The organism is Acinetobacter sp. CAU_H_56, from assembly GCF_058599425.1.
This window is the reverse complement of record NZ_CM178654.1, coordinates 21121-47057: the sequence shown is the minus strand read 5'-3', so window position 1 is coordinate 47057 and position 25937 is coordinate 21121. Positions and strand designations below refer to the sequence as shown.

Here is a 25937-nt window from a genome sequence, read left to right as displayed (position 1 = left end):
AAATCAGTCATGGGATGATTTCTGATTAGATTCATCTTTACACTATTTAAAATCAATTACTTATAAATTTTTAGTGTAGGCGTACTTAATTCACCTGATGCAGACCAAGTTCTTCATTGGAAGCCAACACCACAGATGCCAGAATCGGAGCCGCCAAAATCACAGGAACAGCTAAGATCCAAAAGACGACGGTATAATGTGGATCAAAGAAAAATTGAATGCTCAGTGCAGCTAAAATCATAATGAGCGCTAAAATTGCCACAAAGCGGCTAATAAATTTCATGGACATGCGTGTAATCACTTTTGCATTGATACTGTCGCTTTAGTATACACATACTTTTTTCAAGACTTTATCGGTTTTAAGTATCTAAAGCCCTCTCTCCATTGATTTTATTGAAAGTTTAGGTGTTTTACTTAAGTTTAAATCGCTAAGGAATAAAAAAGCACTCCCATCTGGAGTGCTTTTTCGCGCTATAAAAATTTACAGCTTAGATTTCACGTACCGCACCTTTTGCAGCACTTGTAGTGTGCATCGCATAAGCTTTCAATGCTTTAGAAATCTTACGTGGACGTTCTTCCACTGGGTGCCAGCCTTTTTCATCCTGTGCTGTACGACGAGCGGCCATGGTCGCATCATCTACTGCCAGGTGAATGGTACGGTTTGGAATATCGATTTCGATACGATCGCCATCTTCAACCAGACCAATCGCACCGCCTTCAGCCGCTTCTGGAGAAACGTGACCAATGGATAGACCTGATGAACCGCCAGAGAAGCGGCCGTCAGTTAACAGTGCACATTCCTTACCTAAACCTTTCGATTTCAGGTAGCTGGTTGGGTACAGCATTTCCTGCATACCAGGGCCACCACGTGGGCCTTCGTAACGAATCACAACCACATCACCTGCTGTGATTTTGCCACCCAGAATCGCGTCTACCGCAGAATCCTGGCTTTCAAATACACGTGCAGTCCCATTGAATTTCAGGATTGATTCATCTACACCGGCCGTTTTTACGATACAACCATCTAGCGCGATGTTGCCATAAAGTACAGCCAGACCACCGTCTTTAGAGAATGCATGTTCTGCATTACGGATCACACCATTTTCACGGTCGCCATCCAAACGTGAGTAGTAACGGTCTTGTGAGAATGCAGTCTGGGTTGGTACGCCACCTGGTGCTGATTTAAAGAATTGATATACGTCTTCATCTTCAGTACGGATGATGTCCCATTTATCTAAAGCATCTTTTAATGTTGCTTCGTGAACCGTACCGACAGAGGTATCTAACAGGCCTGCACGATCTAGTTCACCGAGGATCGACATGATCCCGCCGGCACGGTGCACGTCTTCCATATGTACATCATTCTTCGCAGGAGCGACCTTACAAAGCACTGGTACTTTACGAGATAGACGATCGATGTCATCCATGGTGAAGTCCACACCCGCTTCGTTTGCAGCAGCTAATAAGTGTAGAACGGTATTGGTTGAACCACCCATTGCGATGTCCAAAGTCATGGCATTTTCATACGAAGCTTTAGTCACCATTGAACGTGGTAATACGCTGTAATCGTCTTGTTCATAATGGCGTTTTGCCAGTTCAACAATGAGAGAACCTGCACGTTCGAACAGTTTTTTACGGTTCGCATGAGTTGCCAAAGTTGAACCGTTACCTGGAAGCGATAGACCCAATGCTTCAGTCAAGCAGTTCATTGAGTTCGCAGTGAACATGCCTGAACATGAACCACAGGTTGGACATGCAGAACGTTCGTATTCAGCCACTTCTTCATCAGTATAGTTATCATCTGCAGCGACGATCATGGCATCGATCAAGTCGATGGCTTTATCATTACCACGGATTTTCACTTTACCGGCTTCCATCGGACCGCCAGACACGAATACCACTGGAATGTTCAGGCGCATTGCTGCCATTAACATCCCCGGAGTGATCTTGTCACAGTTCGAGATACACACCATCGCATCGGCACAGTGTGCGCTGACCATATATTCTACCGAGTCAGCAATTAGGTCACGTGAAGGCAGTGAATACAGCATACCGTCATGACCCATCGCGATGCCGTCATCTACAGCAATGGTATTGAATTCTTTTGCTACACCGCCTGCCTGTTCAATCTGACGTGCCACGAGCTGACCTAGATCTTTAAGGTGAACATGACCCGGTACAAACTGGGTGAATGAGTTCACCACTGCAATAATCGGTTTACCGAAGTCTTCATCCTTCATCCCAGTTGCGCGCCATAAGCCACGCGCACCCGCCATGTTTCTTCCGTGTGTCGATGTTTTTGAACGATAGTCAGGCATTTTATATTTCCAACAAAGTTTGAGCTTGAAATGAACCGAAAAAAGTTCACTCTGGCTAGATCATACTGACAATGAGCTTAAATCAGTCGAATGTTAGACCTATCATACTACAAGCCATTGTTTTACAAGATGACCTATTCGTTGTAGATGCAGACAAAAATGTCTATAGAGAGGTCTCGGTGAGCTGACAATAAAAATCTCTTAATAAAGCTACTATACCGCCATCATGGATCGGACAATACAAAACTTTCATGAATAATTTTTAGAATTTGCATGAGTTTTTTTTATATAAAATTTAATTAAAAGTAGGAATCTATAATCGCTGTAACAGTTAAGTGCATTGTAGATTAGGCGGCCATTTGGCTTTTAGCTTATAATAGCTGCCAAGTTTATTTGGAATTTCATGTGTGAAAATCATATTTGCAGGCACACCAGAATTTGCAGCAACTGCATTGGCTGCGCTTCTCAAAACCGATCATGAAATTGTGGCGGTCTATACTCAGCCGGATCGTAAAGCCGGCCGTGGTCAGAAACTTACCGCTTCTGCTGTGAAACAGCTGGCGCTTGAACATGACATTCCGGTATATCAGCCACTTCATTTTAAGTCTTCAACTGAAGAAGGTCTGGCAGCTCAGGCTGAACTGAAAGCGTTGAATGCCGATGTGATGGTTGTAGCTGCCTATGGTCTGATTTTGCCGCAAGTGGTTCTGGATACGCCTAAATATGGTTGCCTGAATATTCATGGTTCACTGCTGCCACGCTGGCGTGGTGCTGCGCCGATCCAACGTGCAATTGCAACAGGTGATCACGAAACTGGCGTGACCATCATGAAAATGGCTGCCGGGCTGGATACTGGTGACATGATGTATAAAACCTTATGTCCAATTACTGCAGAAGATACCTCAGCCAGCCTGCATGATAAACTGGCTGCTCAAGGTGCTGAAGCAATTGTAGCGGTACTGGAATCTGAAGAAAAATTACAACAGTATTTAGCTGCCCGGGAAGTGCAGGACGAAGAACTTACCGTCTATGCTCATAAGCTGTCTAAGGCAGAAGCCCGAATTGACTGGAGCTGTACTGCCTCTAATATTGACCGTAATATCCGTGCCTTTAATCCTTGGCCAGTCGCTTTTATTCCTCTGGATGAAAATAACAACCTGCGGGTTTGGGGTTCGGTACTTTCAGAAAAAAATGCACACTGTCATACCGCTGGTACAATTCTGGCGATTGATAAACAGGGTGTGCATGTAGCCTGTGGTGATGAAAAAGCAGTATGTTTAACTTCACTGCAATGGCCGGGCGGCAAACCGCTCAATCCGGTACAAATTAACCAGACCCAAAAATTACATGTAGGACAATTATTGGCATGAGTCATTCTGAATCAGGCACATCTCACCTTAACTTGCGTGCCCAAGTGATTCGTACCTTACTTGCTGTACAGCAAGGACAATCTCTGGCCAGTATCTTGCCGCTGCATTTAAAGAAAGTGGCAGACCGTGACCGTGCCCTATTCCATGAACTGGTGTTGGGTACTTTGCGTCAATGGTATGCGCTTAAAAGTATTACCTTGCCTCTGCTGGTGAAGCCTTTAAATAATGACACGGTCGAAACTTGTCTCTATGTCGGCCTATACCAGTTACTGGAAACCCGAATCGCGCCACACGCTGCCATTTCTGAAACCGTGACTGCTGTAAAGCAACTCGGCTATCAGGCTTTAAGTGGCGTAGTGAATGCCATCCTGCGCCGTGTTTCACGTGAAACATCGGAATTTCAGGCAGCACTGGATCAGGCTCATGGCCTGCCAAGCTGGCTCTTTAAACGTCTGAAAAAAGACTGGCCAGAACAGCTCACTGAACTGAGTCATGAGTTAAAGCAGATTGCTCCACTGACTTTGCGCGTAAATGAACGTCAGGTTAGCCGCGAAGACTATCTGGAAATTCTGGACGAGCACAAAATTCCTGCCCATGCCTGTGCTGTTTCCAAGGTCGGAATTGTCCTTGATGCCAATGTACAAGTACCTGACTTACCTGGTTTTGATGTCGGTGGTTTTTCGGTACAGGATGAACATGCCCAGCTTTGTGCTACCTTGTTGCCAAATCTGGATGACAAGTTTGTGATTGATGCCTGTGCAGCACCGGGTGGTAAAACGGCGCATATTCTAGAAAAATATCAGCCGCGTAAACTGATTGCTCTGGATCAGGATGCCAAGCGCTTAACGCGTGTCACTGAGAATCTTGAACGTCTGTTACTTGAAGGCGATCATGTTGAAATTAAAGCCGCAGATGCCATCACCTGGCAGGCACCGGAACAGCCGGACTGTATCGTGCTGGATGCGCCGTGTTCAGCCATCGGTGTAATGCGTCGCCATCCAGATATTCGTCTGTTACGTCATTCAACCGATATTACCCAGACAGTAGAGTTGCAAAAGCAGATTCTGGAAAATATGTGGCAGCAACTCAAAGTTGGCGGCACCCTGCTCTATATCACCTGCTCAATTCTCAAAGCGGAAAATGAACAGCAGATGGTCGAATTCTTTAGCAAACACCCCGAGGCTAAAGAAATTAAAATTGAAGCTAATTGGGGCATTGAACAGATCCATGGCCGTCAGCTGCTACCTAAAACCGGTCAAGGCGATGGCTTCTTCTATTGCCGGATTGAAAAAACTGCTTAAATGATATTGCTAAAAGAAAAGGTAGCTTTGGCCACTGCTGTCCCATAGTTTGCTTTAAATAAAAAAACCTGAGTCCTAACAGTTAAAATATGAGTGCAAACAAACACTTTAACGACCAGGATTCAGGTTTTGTCACATCAGAATACCGTATTTCATGAGCTAATTAAACCTGTTGTGCGACAGGATTTTGAACAACTTGCTAAAGTACACCATGTTGGACAGAAATTTAGAGCAGCTTCCCGGTGGGATCAGTTTATTGCCATATTGATGTCTCAATTCTCTTGTAGGCAAAGTCTGAGAGATATTCAATCCAATTTGGAGTGCCAACAGGAAAAGCTAAGTCATCTCGGAGCAAAGTCTATTCCCCGAAGCACGCTGGCACGAATCAATGAGCAGCAGCCTGCTGCCTTGTATCAACAGCTATTTTACAAGTTGCTTAAATACTATGACCACTCAAAAGTCGCTCATAAATTTCGCTTTAAGAATCCCTTGTATTCCTTGGATGCCAGTCATATTGACCTGTCGCTTTCCTTATGTGAATGGGCCAAAGTTCACGACTCAAAAGCCAGCATGAAACTCAGTATAGGATTGAATCACAGCAATGATATTCCTGAGTTTGTTGCAGTTGAAAATGGCAAAGAAAATGACATGGTACAAGGCCGCAAATTCCAGTTTCCTGCTGGCAGCATTGTAGTTTTTGATAAAGGCTATGTCGATTACCAATGGTATGCAAATCTGACTGCTCAAAACATTGGATTTGTCACACGTTTTAGGCCTAAATCTGTGTATCAGGTGATCCAGCAACATCCAGTGCTTGAATCCAAAGGTATTCTAAAAGATGAAACCATTCAGCTGAATAGCGCACATGCCCTAAAAAGAAAAGCCCCAGTGTTAAGAAGAATTGAATATAGAGATCAGCAAAGTGGCAAGCACTTTAGCTTTCTCAGCAATAACTTTCATTTAGCCGCCTCCACCATTGCGGCGATTTATAAAGATCGTTGGAAAGTTGAGCTGTTCTTTAAGGCGATTAAGCAGAATCTCAAATTAAAAGCGTTTCTAGGCCGCAGCAGGAACGCAATTCAGACACAAATCTGGATTGCGATGATCGCCTATTTATTGGTGAGTTTCGCTCAACATTTAGGAAAAACAGGTTGGACAGTTCAACGTTTACTCAGAATAATTCAAGTGAATTTGTTTGAAAGAAGAACTTTAAAAGCTTTATTTTCACCCGATAAAATACCCATAAAACAAGAGGAAGCTCATTTGAGCTTCCTCTTGTGAAAAATTGTGGGACAGCAATGAGCTTTGGCTGCCTTTTTTATTGTTTTGATTTGAAATTCTTATTGTACAAATTTAAAAATCACTAGACTGGTCGCCAATGCCGCCATCCCACTGACCAGACCATACACGGTTTCATGACCTTTGGAAAAACGTTTTGCAGTCGGTAAGAGTTCATCTAGTGCCAGATAAACCATCACCCCACCGATAATCCCAAATACCATGCCATAAATGGTATGACTCATATACGGCGCCAGAATGAAATAACCCAGCGCAGCGCCCAGAGGTTCAGCAAGGCCTGAAACCAGACTGGCCGCAAGTGCATAGTCTTTACGGCCTGTTGCACCATAGACCGGTAATGCAATCACAACACCTTCAGGCACATTATGAATCGCAATGGCAACCGCCAATGGTGCACCCAGTGCAGGACTTTCCAAAGTTGCAAAAAAAGTCGCCAATCCTTCTGGCAGGTTATGTGCACTAATCGCAAATAATGTCAGCAGACCGGTTCTTAGCAGTTGCGGCTGACTCAGATCCTGTTTCGATTGTGCCTCAATGGTTTCATGCGGATTAGGAACGAATCGATCCAGCAATAAGACCAGTACCACCCCCAATAAAAAGGCAAAAGTACCATAAGCAAAACCGGATTTTTCATCAAAGGCCAGGCTAAATGAACTGATCGATTTGTTTAGAATTTCTGTGAGCGAGACATAGATCATTGCTCCGGCAGCAAAGGCCAGTCCGAAGGCTAAAACCCGGTAATTCGGTTTTTTTAAGAACAGCACTAATCCCCCACCTACGAGGGTAGCCAGACCTGCCAAAAATGTCACTGCAAAAGCAGTATAGACTTGCACATCGGTAACGGGAGCAATTCCCATAAGTCTGCCCATTAAAAAAGTCATTATCACCAAAGATGATAATGACTTTCATTTACAGCAACAATGTGTTTATGTGAAGATTTTTAGTCTTCTGGTTCTTCTGGATTTTTTGCCAGATGCATGACAGCCAGTGCCAGACCACCCCATAATAAAACCATGGAGAAAATCATCATAATCAATGCAGATGTATTCATATTCGTTCTCCTAACTATGACGATCTTTAACTAGACTGAACAAAATGGCACCCAGAATAAAGAATGCAATCGTGCCCCCACCAATCATCCATAACGTACTTGCAGGATAATCACCATAACCTTCTGCCATGATTGATTTCAAGGTTAAACCCAATGCCGATAATAAAGATAAGGGCGTGATCAGGGTCAGCATGAACTTCCAGCTGCCCCCCAGTTTCAGGCTGGCAAACTCGTTCACATGTGTTTCCAGCTCTTTCATCAATGGACGGCGGAACCAGGACAGTAAAATAATCGATAACAGACCACCACCCACGATACCAATGTTATTGGCAAAGTAGTCAATGATATCGACAAATGTAATGGCACTATGCGTTGAGAACATCAAGGTGGATACAACTGCTGAACCACCCGCAATAATCGTCACTGACTTGTTCTTCGACCAACCCAGCTTGTCCTGGAATGCCGCAATTGGTACCTGCAGAATACTCACCATGGAGGTAATACCTGCCACCGTCAATGAACCAAAGAACAGGAAGCCGAACAGGTCACCACCTGCACCTAAGCTGGAAATGATTTTCGGGAAGGCAATAAAGGCCAGACCGATACCACCAGAGACCACATCTTCAACTTTCGCACCTGAACTGAACGCCATAAAACCAAGCGCTGCAAAAACCCCAATACCTGCCAAGATTTCAAACGACGAGTTAGCTAATGCCACCACGACACCTGAACCGGTCAGGTTAGTTTTACGTTTCAGGTAAGAGGCATAGGTCAACATAATCCCGAAGCCCACTGAGAGTGAGAAGAAGATGTGACCAAACGCAGCCAGCCAGACTTTATAATTGGTCATGGCTTCCCAGTTTGGGGTAAAGAAAGCATTTAAGCCATCGACTGCACCCGGTAAACGTACCGCCTGAATCACCAGAATCGTGAATAAAATTACCAGCAAAGGCATGAAGATTTTATTCGCCAGTTCCACCCCACGGCGTACCCCACCATAGAGAATCAGCATCACGGCTGCCCAAACGATCACCAGACCAAAGAACAGTACCGGTACAAAACCGAAAGTTAAGCCCTCACCATTTTGCAGGTAGCTATTGAAGAAGAAGCCTTGAGTATCTGTGCCCCACTGCTGTCCAAAAGAATAAATCATATAGCTGCCGGCCCAAGACAGGACGCTGGCATAATAAATCCCGATGATCAGGGTCACCATGACCTGCCACCAACCCAGAGATTCTGCATTCATGAGTTTTTTATAGGCCATTGGTGGTGCTTTGCGGAACTTATGTCCGACTGCATAATCTAAAAATAATAGAGGTAAACCTGCTGCAAAAATCGCAATCAGATAAGGAATCAGGAATGCCCCGCCGCCATTTTCATAGGCAACGTATGGAAAGCGCCAAATATTCCCCAAACCAACGGCAGAGCCAATGGCTGCAATAATAAATCCTGATCGTGCCGACCAATTCTCTCGAGTATCTGTCATAGAACACCTAAACTTTAAACTTCATTCAATACTGCTTGTTATGGTTATGTCGCGAGCACTGAAGAAGCATTTCAATTATTTCGGGTGTTTGAATTAGAGTTATACCTTTTGGGCATCGAATTCTAATATACAAACAGGTCAGCTAGCCGGACAGCTTGCTTAAAGTCTGAGCAGAAAGCAGACCTTGTAGATGGTTCAACAATACTGACTTTTTCAAATTTTTTCTGTAATTTCTGCTTAAAACATTCTTTTTTTATAATCTATTCTTATCAAATGCTCAATAATTCTACGCTGAGCTCTTGATTTTCTTAGTTATATATAAACAAACTTTTTGGAATATATTTTTTTTAAGTTTTACTACAGTTTTCAAGCAATTTTTCGCTCTTAATTCATCAAGTGTTAAATAGAAATTGAAAAAGTATTTTTGAATCTTCTTTGTTCATTTTCTTCTGAATAAAAACAGAGCTGTGTCTTAATTTATTCAGTCTATATTTTCTGCCTACTCTGCTACCTTTTTAAGCAATAAAAAGCAAAATTCCACAACCGGCCTTTCTTATGCCGATTGTGGAACAGTACTGATTGATTCGGTCAGCTTAACATTTGATGACAAGCATACGTTCTTCCTGCATGTCACGAATCGCAGACTGAATGCCTTCACGGCCCAGACCGGAATCCTTCACACCGCCATAAGGCATATTATCAACACGGAATGACGGAATATCATTGATAATCACACCACCGACATGCAGATGATCCCAGGCATACATCATCTTCTGCAGATTCTGGGTATAGATGCCGGCTTGCAGACCAAAGCGACTGCTATTAATACAGGCAATCCCTGATTCAAAATCGCTATAAGCTTCAATAATGGCAACCGGACCAAACACTTCATTACGGTAAATTTCCAGTTGATGATCTACCTTTTCCAATAGGATCGGTTCAAACATCGCACCTTTCACTTCACCACCGGTCAGTACATGGGCACCTTGCGCTACGGCATCTTCCATCCAGCGATGCAAACGTTTAGCTTCAGCTTCCTTGATCATTGGTCCTAGCAAAGTCGTTTCCAGATCCGGATCACCGGCTTTCAGATGTTGCAGTTTCTGAACCAGCTTGTCTTTCAGTTCTTCAAAAATATCCTGATGCACCAGTATACGTTGCACACTGATACACACCTGCCCTGCATGACCATAAGCACCACCGATCAGACGGTCAATCAGCTGTTCACTGAGTTCAGTATCTGGCTCAATCATCACTGCGGCATTTCCACCGAGTTCCAGAGTAACTTTTTTGCGGCCGGCACGGGCTTTCATATCCCAGCCCACAACATCGGAACCGGTAAAGCTCAACAATTTAAAACGGTCATCTGTGACCAGTACATCCGCCAGATCGCGTGGACACGGCAGAACTGAGAAGGCATTCTTCGGTAAATCGGTTTCTGCCAGAATCTCGGCAATTTTTAAGGCTGAAACTGGAGTCAGACTCGCCGGTTTTAATACAAATGGACAACCTGCAGCAATTGCCGGTGCAATTTTGTGTGCAGTCAGATTTAATGGAAAATTAAACGGACTAATCAGGGATACAGCACCAATCGGTACCTGTTTCACCATGCCCTGATAACCGGAAGCTGCGGCGGTGACTGCCAGAGGCAAAATACGGCCCTGATCCATCTGGGTGATCGCATCTGCCGCAATCTGGAAGGTATTGATCAGACGTTCTACTTCTGCGCCAGCTGCTTTACGTGGTTTGCCACCTTCGGCAATCAGGATTTCAGTCAGTTCTTCACGGATTTCATTAAACCGCTTCACACAATGCAGCAGAATTTTCTGTTTCTGGAAAGGTTCCAACGCTGCCATTTCTGCTTCTGCCTGAGTCGCAGACTGAATTGCCTTTTCTAAAGTTTCAGCATCTGCCAACGCGACACGTGCATAAAGCTCCTGACTATATTTATGTTTGACCTCCAGCCATTCACCCGTTTGTACCGGCTGTCCTGCCACATATAATGGATAGTCTTGATGATGTTGTGCTGCTGTCGATCCCATTATTCTGCCCTTCACATTAGCATATACATTTTAGAAATTACCTATATCATGCACTTACTGATTACGTTTAAGAAGATGTATTTAGGTAACAAAATCGCTCAATTTAAAGAAAGCGTAAGGAAAATTAGAAATGCGTACACAATTATTCACTGCATTATTACTAGGATTAGGACTGAGCAGCATAGGCCATGCGGATGTGATTGGTCTTAAAGCAGATGCCAGCTACTGGAATTTTGACGGTTATAGCCAGTCTGCCAATGCCAGCAAACAGGATCTGGATCGCCAAGGCACGGCTCAACTGTCTGTCGCATTTGAACATCCAGTACCACTACTGCCAAATGCCAAAATCAAATATGTGAATCTGGACAATAATAGCGAACAAATTACCCCGCTGAATGCTGCCGATATCGAACTCAATAATATCGACTATATTCTGTATTACGAACTGCTGGATACCATTGTCCATGCTGATATCGGTGCAGGTCTGACTAATCTGGATGGTACAGTCAGAAACCTGAATGCAGGTGCCCTGACTCAATACGATCTAGATGAATACAGTCCATTAATCTATGCTACCGCTGGGGTAAAACTGCCATTTACTGGCATGAGTGCTAAAGCTGAAGCGGTTTACAGTCATGGTAGCGATATTAAAAAGACTGATGTTCAGGCTGAACTGCAATATGACTTTATTGATAACCTGCTGGTTGATGTAGGCGCTAAGGTCGGTTATCGCATCATGAATATTGATGCCGAACAAAATAATGCACCAGAATTGGAACTGGAATTTAAAGGTCCTTATGTTGGCTTAGATATACACTTCTAAATAATATAATGAGTTATGAAAATCAGTCCTTACCCTGTAAGCGCAGACGTACAAAGATAGATGTCATCGACGTCTATGCCAGCTTTCAGGTTCAGACTATTCTACAAACATACAGAGCAGGAAGCTCAAATACCTAAAAACAAGAAGAATAAAGCAGTGCACCAGGACGTGAGGTACGACAGGAGTTATACCTAAGCACGAGATACGAAAAAAGCCCCAACAGGATGTTGGGGCTTTTTTTATCTATAAATTCTTAGCATTGTTTAACAGTTCCGAGCTAAAAATCCAACATTGTAAGAATCGCCTTGTTGTTAATCTGAAAATCCTCACATTTTTTGGGAACAGCAATCATGGTAAAAAAGGTCCTCTTTATTACTTCAAACCAAGGCGTTGAACATGATGAACTGGTCGAGCCTTTAAATTTTCTAAAATCCAAAGGATTTGAAGTGATTCATGCGGCAGAAAAAAATGAAGAGGTGGCGACTGTAAAAGGCGATACTAAAGCTGCTACCTCATATACGCCTGATACCAGTTTTGATCATGTCACACTGGATGATTATGATCTCTTGGTTGTTCCTGGTGGCACTGTGAATGCAGATACGCTAAGAATCAATGAATCTGCCCAGAAAATCGTGCAGCATTTTGCTGATCAGCAAAAACCAATTGCCGCAATCTGTCATGGGCCATGGGTTCTGATTGATGCACAGCGAATTAAGGATAAAAACCTGACCTCGTATAAGAGCATCAAACTGGATCTGGAAAATGCCGGTGGTAAATGGGTCGATGAACAGGTTCATCGCTGCAATACCGGTGACTGGGTGCTAATTACTTCACGTAATCCGGATGATATTCCTGCTTTCAATGACGCCATCTTAAAAGAACTGGAAGACAATGCTGCCTAAGTTCAAACCATAAAAAGCCTCCATCTGGAGGCTTTTTTATTTTCTTGATCTATTTTATTTAAATGCCGCCTTTCAGGTTTTTTAGATAAGCCACTACATCTTTATTACCGGCCATTTCTGCCAGTTCCAACGCGGTATAGGTACTGCGATGATCGACATCTGCACCTTTGCTCACCAGCAGCTTCACAACTTCAAGATGGTCATTTTCAGCAGCTGCATGCAAGGCACTATAACCTTCTTCATCGGCTGAATTCACATCTAGACCTTCCTGCAAGGCTTGCTCGACCTGTTCAATATCACCTAAGGATGCCCAGTACACCAGTTCAGGAAGATGCAGTTCGTCGTCATCTTCAGGGATTGGGGAGAATGAGTTGAGTTTCATATTTTCAAACCTTTTAATATAAGGTAACCGCTATAAAATTATACTGTGGAAAACAATTGCTTTAAGTAAATAAAAATTAAATTAATTCTACCTATTTTTAGATATTTCCCTAAAACCCTCAATATAATCATCAAGTAAATTATAGTGGGCAAGCATTCTAAAAGCATTTCGATTCGCGGCATCTTGTCTATGAGCTTCCGTAATACTGCAAATTTCACATGTCTCAGATTCAGTATTTGATAAAGGCTGTGGACATTCTTTACAAACTTTATGAGCTAAAATAATTTCTTTTTTATCAAAAATATAAGATCTATTATCTAAATCTGTAAAAAATGGAGAAGAAGAAGTCTTACTAATATTAAGATAGTAAACCTTAATATTATACTTCTCTGAGATTTCCAATAATTTCGTTTTATTTGAATCCGATATATTTTTTCCTAAAACAATAGATTTAATAGCCTCAATAGGAATAAAGAGAAGATCATTTATACCTATTTTTTCAATGTAATCCCCTGTAGCTACAAATCGACATTCTTGTTCATAACTCCATTCTTTATATTTGGAAAAATATGCATTGTATCTTACTGTTTCATACAAAAATCCTAAGTATCTAGGTTTCCCAATTCTAGAAGCCATTTTTAAAATTTCTGCAATATTTTTATCAGGCTCTGAAATGTACTTTACATCCTTGATAGAAGCCTCTGCAAAATGTTGTTGTAATACCTCAAGATCAAATTCGATAACATAGCCCGCATGATTACTTGCATAATGTGCCCACATTGGTAATGAGAGTAATGATCTTGAGAAACAAGTAGTTGGAATCTGTGGAATTTTTTGTATTACATCATAATAAAAAGCTAGATCTTGAGTCTCTACAGAAGTATCTAATCCTAAAAATAATTCGTATGGATCATTGTAATCTTGAGGCAAAGTGCACTTTACAGCACAAAAACCATCTCTAATAAAATCTTCTCAATTAAATCATTATCTTTTGGAAAAAATTTGAATAGTGACATAGCTAAAACATTCGTTGATTAAAAGTTAAATTTTTTCTCTTAAATTATATTATAAATTAATAGCATATAAAAAAGCCCCCTTTCGGAGGCTTCTTATTTCAAACTTGGTTTTAAGCTTTTGCAGGAATTGTATCTGCTGAACCAATCTTTTCAGATTCATCATCATGCATGATCAGAGCAACTGCAATCGCTGTAATCAGTACCGGTAAACCCACCGCCATAAAGTTAAAGTGTGCAGGCAGGTTCATACCGAGTAAGCCACCAATCAGGATCGGGCCAACAATCGCCCCCATACGACCAATCGCAGATGACCAGCCAATACCTGTTGAACGTACTGCCAATGGGTAGAACTGCGCAACATAGCTGTATAGCAACATTTGCGAACCGATTGATGCTGCACCAGCCAGGAACACCAGGATGTAAAGCAGGAACTGGTTAGATGCAAAGCCCATTGAGCTCATCACAATCGCACCCATCATACCGAGGAACATCAATACCGGTTTCAGGTGGAAACGGTCAGCCAAAATACCGCCGCCCACAATACCAACCACTGCACCCACGTTCATCGCCATCATGAACATCAGGCTGTTATCCATTGAGTAACCCGCTGCCATCATTAGCTTCGGTAACCAGCTGCTCAGCGCATACATAGTTAGTAGGCAAGTAAAGAAAGCAACCCAGAACAATAACGTATTTACTGCACGGCCACGACGGAACAGGCTCACCACATTTGCTGCTTCAGGTACATTTTCCTGTGGCAGTTTAAAGGTTGTATTGTCTGTAACACTTAGATTTGGAGCCAAACGTCGTACAATTTGACGTGCTTTTTCCTGTTTGTTGTCTTTGACGATAAAAGCTAAAGATTCCGGCAGGAATTTCCAGATCACAGGTAATAAAAATAATGGAATACCTGCGATAAAGAACATGATTTGCCAACCAAAACTTGGGGTAAACCATGAACCTAATAAGGCAGCCATCACACCACCCACTGCATAACCACTGAACATGGTCGTCACCAAGGTACTACGCATTTTTTGTGGTGCATATTCAGAGGTGAGTGCGACCAGGTTGGGCATTACACCACCAATGCCCAGACCGGCAAGGAAGCGTAAAATACCGAACTCAGTCGGGTTTGAAGCAAAACCGCCGGCAAAGGTCAGACCACTGAATAATACGATACAGATCATGATCACTTTTTTACGGCCAATTTTATCTGCTAGAGAACCAAAGATCATCGCGCCAAACATCATGCCGGCAAGTGCAGTACTGGCAAGCATTCCCGCTTGAACAGCACTTAGGCCCCAGTCCTGCATTAATAAAGGTAAAACAACACCATTGATTGCTAAATCGTAGCCGTCAAACAAGATAATGAGTAAACACCAAGCAACTACATTGAAGTGAAAAGGCGTAAATTTCGCATTATCGACTACAGAATTTATATCTACTGTTTCCGTTGTCATCGTTCTCATCTCCCATGAGTACTTGTCCATAAAATCCTTATGAATATCCGGGGGAATATTCAAGTTTTAGCAATATACGCAAGTGAGATTTAGCGTACAATAAGACCAAATGATGGAGCTATTTCAGCTATAAAATAGCGGCTATTTGTGTGATTTATCACATTTTTATAAAGCTAAATAATTGAATATTTAGACATTTATTATTCTCATTAAAATGCCTATATAAATAGTCTATAGACCAATGATTTTTTGATTTATTCGATTTTTTATGAATGATTTTTATACTTTAAACAAAAAATCCCTTTCTTATGAAAGGGATCTTTTGATTCAATTCAGATTTATAGCAAGTGGATTGGCAAAAAGTGACTAGGTTTTAATAGAATTCAGCTTCTGTTTCGCCAGTAAGGTCTCAGCATTTCGTTCTGCATTCAGATCTTTACGTACAATCATCGCCACTGAAATCGCACCAATAATGGCTGGAATCGCAACTGCCAGGAAGTTCATTTTATGTGGCAGCTCCATACCCAACAGGAATCCAATAATAATTGGACCAACGATTGCCCCTACCCGACCGACTGCGGACGCACAACCAATACCGGTAGAGCGGATTGCCAATGGATAGTACTGAGCCACGAAACTATAGAGCAGAATACTACTACCAATTGCCGAAGCACCTGCAGCAGCGACTAACAGATAGATCACAGCCTGTGGAGAATTAAAGCCTAATCCAACTAGGGATACAGCACCTAGCAGGAACATGCCAATAATGACAGGTTTCAGATGGAAACGATCCGCCAGAATACCACCGCCAATAGTTCCAACCACTGCACCAATATTCATGGCCATCAGGAACATTAAGCTGTTACCCAGAGAATAGCCCGCTGCCATCATCAGTTTTGGTAACCAGCTACCCAATGCGTAGACCATAAGCAGGCACATAAAGAAGCAGCACCAGAATAATAAAGTACTCATGCTACGACCCTGCTTAAATAAAGCCGCAATGGAAGCATCGGGCGCATGCACTTCATTCAGTACAAACTGGGTACTTGCAGTGACATTTTGCTCAGGACTGATCTGTTGAACAATTTTACTAGCCTTTTCATTTTGCTGTTTTTTTACCAGGAAAGTTAAAGATTCTGGTAAATACAAATACAGTATAGGCAGCATCAATAATGGAATACCTGCGATATAGAACATGATTTCCCAACCAAAACTTGGGGTAAACCAGGCACCTAATAACGCCGCCATAATCCCGCCAACTGCATAACCACTAAACATGGTAGTGACTAAGGTACTGCGCATTTTTTGTGGTGCATATTCAGAAGTGAGTGCGACCAGATTCGGCAATACACCGCCAATACCTAAGCCCGCAATAAAACGCAGGATGCCAAATTCAGTTGGACCAGAGGCAAACCCGCCCCAGAACGTAAATCCACTGAATAAGGTCACACAAATCAAGATGACATTTTTTCGTCCAATTTTATCTGCCAGCATACCGAAGAGCATGGCACCAAACATCATGCCCGCCAGAGCGGTACTTGCAAGCATTCCGGCCTGAACTGCCGTCATATTCCATTCTTGCATCAGTAGGGGTAAAGCAACACCGTTGATTGCCAGATCATAACCGTCAAAAATAACGACAAATACGCACCAAAGTACGATCTTTAAATGAAAAGGTTTAAACTTTGCTTCATCCACTACAGCATTCACATTCACTGTTGTTGCTGTCATTTTTCCTCACCTCCAATTGTGAGCTTTTTTATTCTATGAAAAAATGAATGTTCATTCACTTTTGTATATAAAATGGATGATTCTTTAAACCTTGTCTACTGCAAAACTTACCAAGTTAGATTTTTTTAATAAAATTTAGGCTAAAGTCGTAGATCGAATATTTTTTAGACAGACCAATAAGAAAATAAGACGAAGTTGATTAATTATACTTTTCACGTTATTTATATTTTTATTATCTAGGCACAATTAGGAGTATATTTACTTCTTTTCCTAGAAATCCCACGCATAAAAAAAGCCCCCTGCATGAGCAGAGGGCTTTTGGAATAATGAGCTGGCGATGACTTACTCTCACATGGGATACCCCACACTACCATCAGCGCTAAGAGGTTTCACTTCTGAGTTCGGGAAGGGATCAGGTGGTTCACTCTTGCTATGGTCGCCAGCACAACTGGTATGCTTACTCGCTATGGTCTTATCTACGTTGCTTACGCTTCGTTTGCCTAGCTTTCTTCAAATAGAGTTCATTAACAGATGTATCTGAGTTGCAGTAGTTTGTTCGATTAGCTTAACCAAATCAAGGCTTCGTCTGATCGTTAGATCAATATGAAATCAATTGATGCTTTATATACAACTGCTTGGGTGTTGTATAGTCAAGCCTCACGAGCAATTAGTATTGGTCAGCTTCATGCATCACTGCACTTCCACATCCAACCTATCAACGTCGTAGTCTTCAACGGCTCTTTAGGAGACATAAAGTCTCGGGGAAATCTTATCTTGAGGTAGGCTTCCCGCTTAGATGCTTTCAGCGGTTATCCCTTCCGAACATAGCTACCCGGCGATGCGACTGGCGTCACAACCGGTACACCAGAGGTTCGTCCACTCTGGTCCTCTCGTACTAGGAGCAGATCCTCTCAAATTTCCAGCGCCCACGGTAGATAGGGACCGAACTGTCTCACGACGTTCTAAACCCAGCTCGCGTACCTCTTTAAATGGCGAACAGCCATACCCTTGGGACCTGCTTCAGCCCCAGGATGAGATGAGCCGACATCGAGGTGCCAAACACCGCCGTCGATATGAACTCTTGGGCGGTATCAGCCTGTTATCCCCAGAGTACCTTTTATCCGTTGAGCGATGGCCCTTCCATACAGAACCACCGGATCACTAAGACCTACTTTCGTACCTGCTCGACTTGTGGGTCTCGCAGTTAAGCGCGCTTTTGCCTTTATACTCTACGCGTGATTTCCGACCACGCTGAGCGCACCTTCGTACTCCTCCGTTACTCTTTAGGAGGAGACCGCCCCAGTCAAACTACCCACCAGACATGGTCCTCGCTCCCGATCAGGGAGCAGAGTTAGAACCTCAATATTACCAGGGTGGTATTTCAAGGACGGCTCCATGGCAACTAGCGTCGCCACTTCAAAGCCTCCCACCTATCCTACACAAGTAAGATCAAAGTTCAATGTCAAGCTGCAGTAAAGGTTCACGGGGTCTTTCCGTCTAGCCGCGGGTACACCGCATCTTCACGGCGAATTCGATTTCACTGAGCCTCTGCTGGAGACAGCGCCGCCATCATTATGCCATTCGTGCAGGTCGGAACTTACCCGACAAGGAATTTCGCTACCTTAGGACCGTTATAGTTACGGCCGCCGTTTACTGGGGCTTCGATCAATAGCTTCGCTTGCGCTAACCACATCAATTAACCTTCCAGCACCGGGCAGGCATCACACCCTATACGTCCACTTTCGTGTTTGCAGAGTGCTATGTTTTTAATAAACAGTTGCAGCGGCCTGGTTTCTGAGGCTGCCAACAGCTCAAGGAGCAAGTCCTATCACCGCCGGCAGCGTACCTTCTCCCGAAGTTACGGTACCATTTTGCCTAGTTCCTTCAGCAGAGTTCTCTCAAGCGCTTTGGTCTACTCGACCTGACCACCTGTGTCGGTTTCGGGTACGATTCCAGTGTAACTGAAGCTTAGAGACTTTTCCTGGAAGTATGGTATCAGCCACTTCACCAGTAAACTGGCTTGCTATCAACTCTCAGCATAGAGCACCCCGGATTTGCCTAAGATGCATGCCTACTGTCTTCCACCTGGACAACCAACGCCAGGCTGACTTAACCTTCTCCGTCCTCTCATCGCATTACACTGAAGTATTGGAATATTAACCAATTTCCCATCGACTACGCCTCTCGGCCTCGCCTTAGGGGTCGACTCACCCAGCCCCGATTAACGTTGGACTGGAACCCTTGGTCTTTCAGCGAACGGGTTTTTCACCCGTTTTGTCGTTACTCACGTCAGCATTCGCACTTCTGATACCTCCAGCATGCTTCTCAACACACCTTCATCGGCTTACAGAACGCTCCCCTACCACTTGCAATAAATTGCAAATCCGCAGCTTCGGTACATAGTTTTAGCCCCGTTACATCTTCCGCGCAGGCCGACTCGACTAGTGAGCTATTACGCTTTCTTTAAAGGGTGGCTGCTTCTAAGCCAACCTCCTAGCTGTCTATGCCTTCCCACATCGTTTCCCACTTAACTATGATTTAGGGACCTTAGCTGGCGGTCTGGATTGTTTTCCTCTTGACTACGGACGTTAGCACCCGCAGTCTGTCTCCCGGATAGTACTCATTGGTATTCGGAGTTTGCATCGGTTTGGTAAGTCGGGATGACCCCCTAGCCGAAACAGTGCTCTACCCCCAATGGTATTCGTCCGAGGCGCTACCTAAATAGCTTTCGGGGAGAACCAGCTATCACCGAGTTTGATTAGCCTTTCACCCCTATCCACAAGTCATCCCCTGGCTTTTCAACGACAGTGGGTTCGGTCCTCCAGTTAGTGTTACCCAACCTTCAACCTGCTCATGGATAGATCACCCGGTTTCGGGTCTATACCCAGCAACTAAACGCCCTATTAAGACTCGATTTCTCTACGGCTCCCCTATTCGGTTAACCTCGCTACTGAATATAAGTCGCTGACCCATTATACAAAAGGTACGCAGTCACCACACAAAGTGGCTCCCACTGCTTGTATGCATGCGGTTTCAGGATCTATTTCACTCCCCTCACAGGGGTTCTTTTCGCCTTTCCCTCACGGTACTGGTTCACTATCGGTCAGTCAGGAGTATTTAGCCTTAGAGGATGGTCCCCCTATATTCAGACAAGGTTTCACGTGCCTCGCCCTACTCGACATCATCATATCAGCCCTTTCGTGTACAGGACTATCACCCACTATGGTTGCACTTCCCAGAGCATTCCACTAAAACTGATATGACTTAATGGGCTGTTCCCCTTTCGCTCGCCGCTACTGAGGGAATCTCAATTGATTTCTTTTCCTACGGATACTGAGATGTTTCACTTCTCCGCGTTCGCCTCATAAACCTATGTATTCAGTTTATGATACCGACCTTATAGCCGGTGGGTTTCCCCATTCAGACATCTCCGGATCACAGGATATTTGCCGCCTCCCCGGAGCTTTTCGCAGGCTATCACGTCTTTCTTCGCCTCTGACTGCCAAGGCATCCACCACATGCACTTAATTACTTGACTATACAACCCCAAACAGTCGTTCATCCCTACAAGTAGGATAAACAACATAATCAACCGATCACTCAGTTAATTACACAGTTAGAGTCTCGTGAACTTAATCACTGTACAGCTTCAATTAGATTCATATACCAAAACGCTTGATTCAGTTAATTTCGCTAGTTCTCATTCAATCACTTCAACTTCACAACCGAAGTCGTGTCGTTTCCGCTCTTGTATGAGTATGAACAAATTATTTCAACTCAAATATATTCTGTTAATGATTTAATGCATCCTCGTCGGACTGCATTACTGTGATAAATCACAGAGGTTAATAACAATGCCGCGCATTATACGCCGCTTTCTTACTAAGCTCTATAAGCTATCAAACCGTTTGCTTATTACGTATTCGAACGAATACGTGGTGGAGACTAGGAGAGTCGAACTCCTGACCTCCTGCGTGCAAAGCAGGCGCTCTACCAACTAAGCTAAGTCCCCAGCTTATCAATAAGTCAATGTATCTTACTTCGTCTGCAATTAACGCTTCGTCAGTAGTGGTGGGTCTGACAAGACTTGAACTTGTGACCCCACGCTTATCAAGCGTGTGCTCTAACCAACTGAGCTACAGACCCTCAGATACATCGTCATGAAGAACAACTTGTTGTGGATTCTTACCAATCGTCAATCTTTCGTTAAGGAGGTGATCCAGCCGCAGGTTCCCCTACGGCTACCTTGTTACGACTTCACCCCAGTCATCGGCCACACCGTGGTAAGCGTCCTCCCTAAGGTTAGACTACCTACTTCTGGTGCAACAAACTCCCATGGTGTGACGGGCGGTGTGTACAAGGCCCGGGAACGTATTCACCGCGGCATTCTGATCCGCGATTACTAGCGATTCCGACTTCACGCAGTCGAGTTGCAGACTGCGATCCGGACTACGATCGGCTTTTTGAGATTAGCATCTGCTCGCGCAGTAGCAACCCTTTGTACCGACCATTGTAGCACGTGTGTAGCCCTGGCCGTAAGGGCCATGATGACTTGACGTCGTCCCCGCCTTCCTCCAGTTTGTCACTGGCAGTATCCTTAAAGTTCCCACCCGAAGTGCTGGCAAATAAGGAAAAGGGTTGCGCTCGTTGCGGGACTTAACCCAACATCTCACGACACGAGCTGACGACAGCCATGCAGCACCTGTATCAGAGTTCCCGAAGGCACCAATCCATCTCTGGAAAGTTCTCTGTATGTCAAGGCCAGGTAAGGTTCTTCGCGTTGCATCGAATTAAACCACATGCTCCACCGCTTGTGCGGGCCCCCGTCAATTCATTTGAGTTTTAGTCTTGCGACCGTACTCCCCAGGCGGTCTACTTATCGCGTTAGCTGCGCCACTAAAGCCTCAAGGGCCCCAACGGCTAGTAGACATCGTTTACGGCATGGACTACCAGGGTATCTAATCCTGTTTGCTCCCCATGCTTTCGCACCTCAGTGTCAGTATTAGGCCAGATGGCTGCCTTCGCCATCGGTATTCCTCCAGATCTCTACGCATTTCACCGCTACACCTGGAATTCTACCATCCTCTCCCATACTCTAGCTAACCAGTATCGAATGCAATTCCCAAGTTAAGCTCGGGGATTTCACATTTGACTTAATTAGCCACCTACGCGCGCTTTACGCCCAGTAAATCCGATTAACGCTTGCACCCTCTGTATTACCGCGGCTGCTGGCACAGAGTTAGCCGGTGCTTATTCTGCGAGTAACGTCCACTTATCCCAGGTATTAACCAGGTAAGCCTCCTCCTCGCTTAAAGTGCTTTACAACCAAAAGGCCTTCTTCACACACGCGGCATGGCTGGATCAGAGTTGCCTCCATTGTCCAATATTCCCCACTGCTGCCTCCCGTAGGAGTCTGGGCCGTGTCTCAGTCCCAGTGTGGCGGATCATCCTCTCAGACCCGCTACAGATCGTCGCCTTGGTAGGCCTTTACCCCACCAACTAGCTAATCCGACTTAGGCTCATCTATTAGCGCAAGGTCCGAAGATCCCCTGCTTTCTCCCGTAGGACGTATGCGGTATTAGCGTCCCTTTCGGAACGTTGTCCCCCACTAATAGGCAGATTCCTAAGCATTACTCACCCGTCCGCCGCTAGGAATCAGGTGCAAGCACCCTATCCCCGCTCGACTTGCATGTGTTAAGCCTGCCGCCAGCGTTCAATCTGAGCCATGATCAAACTCTTCAGTTAAAATCATTTCGAGTTTTATAAGTAAAACTCTTAAACTTGGCTCATCAATTTTCTGACAAATATTTCTCAAATAAACTTCGAGTAATTTCTACCATTCAATCAATGAAAATAATTTCGATCAATCAACCAGTAAAAATCCACACAAGTTGTTCTTCATAATCTCTTAATGATCTTTCTAACATCTCGTCAATGCCAGAAGCTGGACTTCAATAAACTTAACAACTCAGCAATCTGCTTCGTTCGTTTCCGTCTATCTCGTCGGTATGAGCTCATTATAGGGCAATTTCCTACACAAGCAAGTGCTTTTAACGCACACCAATCATGACTGTTTCATTTTTATGCACCAAATTGGTTCATTTTTCTACCAATTGTTACATAAGTTCATAATATTCCAAAGAAAATACAAACAAAACATTTATGTTTTATTTTTCACTTACTTTTTCACGCTTGGTGTTTTAATGGTCACACTGTTGATTTTTACGGCTGTTTTCGGAACGTCCTGATGCATGCCATAGTTCTGAGTAGGTACTTGAGCGATCTTATCGACTACCTCCATACCTTTAGTAACCCGCCCAAATACCGCATATCCAGCATTTCTTGGTGAACGGTCTAGAAAACTGTTATCTACCAGGTTAATAAAGAATTGCGCTTTCGCCGAATTAGGATCATTGGTACGTGCCATGGCCAAAGTGCCACGTTTGTTTTGCAAACCATTATCTGATTCATTCTTGATTGAAGCTTTATTATTGGCTTTTTCCTGCATGTTGAGATCAAAGCCTCCCCCTTGAATCATGAAGCCTGGAATGACCCGATGGAAGATGGTTCCTGTATAGAAGTTGCTTTTGACATATTCTTCAAAGTTTTTCACCGTAATCGGTGCTTTGTCATTAAAGAGTTCAATTTCGATATTACCGGATGAGGTTTTCATCTCAATCAGGGTATTGGCAGCAAAACTTGGCAAGCTAAATGCGATCAACGCGATAGCAGATAATGATTTTTTTAACATTTTTTAACTCATCTACTGATAAAGAAAGGTTGAGATTCACAACATATTAATCTTTCATGACTAATAATGCAGTGACCTGCCGACTAAAGACAAGAGAATAATAATGAGCCATGCATTACTACAGGAGAAAAGCGTCCATCAATTTCCACCCTGGCATTTGCAAGGGGAGGGTTTTATTCTGAATTACTGGATTACCCCTCATTTTATTCGTGAATTTCAGAGTTTTCGGATTGCGCCATCTCCACTCGGCCGTGTCGTTCAGATTCTATTAGTGCGCTATCATCATTCTCCTGTGGGTCCTTATGATGAATTGCTGATTATGGATCATCCTTTAATTAGCAGACGGCGTCTTTCGACTATTCCGAAAATTTATGTCTCTACTCATGAATCTATTGTGCATGGTCAGCACTTGTGGGGCATTCCTAAAGAATATGCAGAGTTTGACTGGCAAGAACAGGGACAGGAAACGATTTGTCGCATTACTCATCGTGGGCAAAGCATGACGCTTCGTCTTAAAAAACCTAAATCTCCTCGTTCTTTCTATTTAAATAGTCATCATCTTCCAAGCTCCATGCTAAAAATCAGGCAAACCTGGAAATCCCAACATTATCAGTTTAGCCCTCAATTTCGGGGTTATTTATCCAAGCTTACTCAGGCAGAGTGGCAAGATACTCAAGATATTTTCCCGGATTTTTCTAAAGCTAAATATTTACAAAGCTTTTATGTGCCTAAATTTAATTTAGTCTTTCCAGAAGCCAAGATCCATAAAAAATAAAAAAGGTGTTTCACGTGAAACACCTTTTCTACATCTATTTTTGAATCAGATCTTTTTATCCAGGAATTTACGGAAATTCTTGCTGAGTTCGATGACCTGTTTTTTCGAACGTTTATGAATTGGGGTTAGATTAATAAAACCGTGTGCCTGATCCGTATATTCCTGATAATACACTCGCACCCCATTCTCACGTAACTTCAATGCATAGATTGAACCCTCATCATGCAACACATCATGACGGGCAGTAATCACATAGGCAGGTGGCAGATTCTTCAATTCACCATAAGTAGGTGAAATCAGCGGATCGTCCAGTTCGACCTGATGCGTTTCAGCATATAGCTTGGTCACCAGATCAATATCCTGAGCTGAAAGTACCAAGCCCTGGTTATAGGCATAAAAAGAAGGATGGCGGCTTTTAAAATCGACTGCCGGATAAAGCAATAACTGTGCGCGAGGTGCATAGATTTTATCGGCACTCCGCTGCGCAACCACTGCCGCCAGATTTCCACCTGCACTATCCCCTGCCACTACAATCTGGTTTTTATAGATTTTCAGCTGCTTGATGTTTTGATGCACCCAAGCCAGAGCATCTTCACAGACCTGTACCATCTGCAAAGGACTGTATTCCGGCGTTAGCGGATAAGCCACGCTGAGTACCTGCACCTTGGCATGCACCGCCAATAAACGGCAAAATTCATCATGCGTATCCAGACCACCCACTATAAATGCACCACCATGATAGAAAATGACCATCGGCAATTTTTTCTGTGGTGCCGGATGATAATGTCGGGCAAAGATAGTGCCATTTTGCAATGGCAGACGCAGATCCTCGACTGCCTTGACCGGCGTCGGTTTCGCCTGAATAGCTTTCATGCGTTCATCAAACAGTTGACGTGACTGCACCGCATCTTCACTAATAAAACTATGCTGTCCCTGTTTGATCTGAATCGCCATCAAGCATTTTATATAAGGATCCAAATCAGGATAGCCATAAGGATAATCCAATGCTTTTATCAGACGTTCTTGTGCAAAGCTCGGCAGGCAATCCAGCAAGCGTGCTGCAGTGCCCTGCCCCTTATCCATTACAAATTTTGTGACCGGATTATTCGCACCCATGAGTTTTCATCCTTTTCCCATAATTCTTCATTTTTTCTACATGATCAGGGTTTTAGTGACCATATTCTTATATAAGTCTTAATATCAATGTACATAGATTATCTGCCAAATACG

18 protein-coding genes, 2 tRNA genes and 3 rRNA genes are annotated in these 25937 nt (G+C 43.7%); 6 read left to right on the top strand and 17 right to left on the bottom strand.

Annotated elements, in window-relative coordinates; genetic code table 11:
• Nucleotides 1–85: 85 nt before the first annotated feature.
• Complete coding sequence (locus AC4MCC_RS00200) at nucleotides 86–289, bottom strand: hypothetical protein (RefSeq protein ID WP_067731511.1); 204 nt, start codon at nucleotides 287–289, stop codon at nucleotides 86–88.
• Between the two features lie 199 nt (nucleotides 290–488).
• Nucleotides 489–2318 (bottom strand): dihydroxy-acid dehydratase, encoded by a 1830-nt coding sequence (gene ilvD / locus AC4MCC_RS00195; RefSeq protein ID WP_160232191.1) that lies wholly within the window; start codon nucleotides 2316–2318, stop codon nucleotides 489–491.
• Nucleotides 2319–2725: 407 nt separating this feature from the next.
• Here ilvD and fmt point away from each other — a divergent pair, with 407 nt between their 5' ends.
• From fmt to AC4MCC_RS00180, 3 genes are all read left to right on the top strand, one after another.
• Complete coding sequence (fmt, locus tag AC4MCC_RS00190; protein ID WP_312317752.1) at nucleotides 2726–3688, top strand: methionyl-tRNA formyltransferase; 963 nt, start codon at nucleotides 2726–2728, stop codon at nucleotides 3686–3688.
• On the top strand, nucleotides 3685–4989 hold the full coding sequence (rsmB, locus tag AC4MCC_RS00185) for a 16S rRNA (cytosine(967)-C(5))-methyltransferase RsmB (RefSeq protein WP_312317749.1): 1305 nt from the start codon (nucleotides 3685–3687) through the stop codon (nucleotides 4987–4989). The genes fmt and rsmB overlap by 4 nt, the downstream gene beginning before the upstream one ends.
• 129 nt (nucleotides 4990–5118) lie before the next feature.
• Entirely contained in the window at nucleotides 5119–6270 is a 1152-nt protein-coding gene (locus AC4MCC_RS00180; protein ID WP_194088144.1) for an IS4-like element ISAbe18 family transposase, read from the top strand.
• Nucleotides 6271–6329: 59 nt separating this feature from the next.
• On the opposite strand, the gene zupT is transcribed toward AC4MCC_RS00180, so the two are convergent.
• The 4 genes from zupT to AC4MCC_RS00160 form a co-directional block, all read right to left on the bottom strand.
• The gene (gene zupT, locus AC4MCC_RS00175) at nucleotides 6330–7145 is read right to left on the bottom strand and encodes a zinc transporter ZupT (protein ID WP_491885490.1); all 816 of its coding nucleotides are present in this window, start codon (nucleotides 7143–7145) and stop codon (nucleotides 6330–6332) included.
• Between the two features lie 83 nt (nucleotides 7146–7228).
• Nucleotides 7229–7339 carry a methionine/alanine import family NSS transporter small subunit gene (locus tag AC4MCC_RS00170; RefSeq protein ID WP_004780392.1) on the bottom strand — a complete coding sequence of 37 codons (111 nt, stop codon included), beginning with the start codon at nucleotides 7337–7339 and terminating at the stop codon, nucleotides 7229–7231.
• 10 nt (nucleotides 7340–7349) lie between these two features.
• Nucleotides 7350–8825 (bottom strand): sodium-dependent transporter, encoded by a 1476-nt coding sequence (locus AC4MCC_RS00165; RefSeq protein ID WP_491885489.1) that lies wholly within the window; start codon nucleotides 8823–8825, stop codon nucleotides 7350–7352.
• Between the two features lie 593 nt (nucleotides 8826–9418).
• Nucleotides 9419–10867: an aldehyde dehydrogenase family protein gene (locus AC4MCC_RS00160; protein ID WP_491885488.1), complete on the bottom strand. Its 1449-nt coding sequence runs from the start codon at nucleotides 10865–10867 to the stop codon at nucleotides 9419–9421.
• A 130-nt stretch (nucleotides 10868–10997) separates the two neighbouring features.
• Between AC4MCC_RS00160 and AC4MCC_RS00155 the strand changes: the two genes are divergently transcribed.
• On the top strand, nucleotides 10998–11690 hold the full coding sequence (locus AC4MCC_RS00155) for a TIGR04219 family outer membrane beta-barrel protein (RefSeq protein ID WP_491885487.1): 693 nt from the start codon (nucleotides 10998–11000) through the stop codon (nucleotides 11688–11690).
• A 350-nt stretch (nucleotides 11691–12040) separates the two neighbouring features.
• Entirely contained in the window at nucleotides 12041–12592 is a 552-nt protein-coding gene (locus AC4MCC_RS00150) for a type 1 glutamine amidotransferase domain-containing protein (protein WP_312317738.1), read from the top strand.
• 58 nt (nucleotides 12593–12650) lie between these two features.
• Here AC4MCC_RS00150 and AC4MCC_RS00145 read toward each other — a convergent pair whose 3' ends face one another.
• The 10 genes from AC4MCC_RS00145 to AC4MCC_RS00100 all read right to left on the bottom strand — a co-directional run bounded on the left by AC4MCC_RS00145 (nucleotide 12651) and on the right by AC4MCC_RS00100 (nucleotide 23932).
• Complete coding sequence (locus AC4MCC_RS00145; RefSeq protein WP_491885486.1) at nucleotides 12651–12974, bottom strand: ankyrin repeat domain-containing protein; 324 nt, start codon at nucleotides 12972–12974, stop codon at nucleotides 12651–12653.
• An 87-nt stretch (nucleotides 12975–13061) separates the two neighbouring features.
• Nucleotides 13062–13904 (bottom strand): DUF2971 domain-containing protein, encoded by an 843-nt coding sequence (locus AC4MCC_RS00140; protein ID WP_491885485.1) that lies wholly within the window; start codon nucleotides 13902–13904, stop codon nucleotides 13062–13064.
• Between the two features lie 196 nt (nucleotides 13905–14100).
• Nucleotides 14101–15450 carry an aromatic acid/H+ symport family MFS transporter gene (locus AC4MCC_RS00135; protein WP_312319670.1) on the bottom strand — a complete coding sequence of 450 codons (1350 nt, stop codon included), beginning with the start codon at nucleotides 15448–15450 and terminating at the stop codon, nucleotides 14101–14103.
• A 366-nt stretch (nucleotides 15451–15816) separates the two neighbouring features.
• A complete protein-coding gene (locus AC4MCC_RS00130; RefSeq protein ID WP_034171560.1) occupies nucleotides 15817–17181 on the bottom strand; it encodes an MFS transporter in 1365 nt (454 codons plus the stop codon).
• Between the two features lie 329 nt (nucleotides 17182–17510).
• Nucleotides 17511–17625, bottom strand: a 5S ribosomal RNA gene (gene rrf / locus AC4MCC_RS00125).
• A 202-nt stretch (nucleotides 17626–17827) separates the two neighbouring features.
• Nucleotides 17828–20719 (bottom strand): 23S ribosomal RNA (locus AC4MCC_RS00120).
• A 398-nt stretch (nucleotides 20720–21117) separates the two neighbouring features.
• A tRNA-Ala gene (locus AC4MCC_RS00115) sits at nucleotides 21118–21193 on the bottom strand.
• 57 nt (nucleotides 21194–21250) lie between these two features.
• Nucleotides 21251–21327, bottom strand: a tRNA-Ile gene (locus tag AC4MCC_RS00110).
• A gap of 61 nt (nucleotides 21328–21388) precedes the next feature.
• A 16S ribosomal RNA gene (locus AC4MCC_RS00105) occupies nucleotides 21389–22926 on the bottom strand.
• The 16S, 23S and 5S rRNA genes sit together here with 2 tRNA genes alongside, the layout of an rRNA operon.
• A gap of 433 nt (nucleotides 22927–23359) precedes the next feature.
• Nucleotides 23360–23932 carry a peptidylprolyl isomerase gene (locus AC4MCC_RS00100; protein ID WP_302700185.1) on the bottom strand — a complete coding sequence of 191 codons (573 nt, stop codon included), beginning with the start codon at nucleotides 23930–23932 and terminating at the stop codon, nucleotides 23360–23362.
• Between the two features lie 103 nt (nucleotides 23933–24035).
• Between AC4MCC_RS00100 and AC4MCC_RS00095 the strand changes: the two genes are divergently transcribed.
• Complete coding sequence (locus tag AC4MCC_RS00095; RefSeq protein ID WP_419365823.1) at nucleotides 24036–24707, top strand: acetoacetate decarboxylase family protein; 672 nt, start codon at nucleotides 24036–24038, stop codon at nucleotides 24705–24707.
• Nucleotides 24708–24752: 45 nt separating this feature from the next.
• Here the strand turns inward: AC4MCC_RS00095 and AC4MCC_RS00090 are convergent, their stop codons facing one another.
• Nucleotides 24753–25823 carry an alpha/beta hydrolase gene (locus tag AC4MCC_RS00090; protein WP_491885484.1) on the bottom strand — a complete coding sequence of 357 codons (1071 nt, stop codon included), beginning with the start codon at nucleotides 25821–25823 and terminating at the stop codon, nucleotides 24753–24755.
• Nucleotides 25824–25937 lie beyond the last annotated feature (114 nt).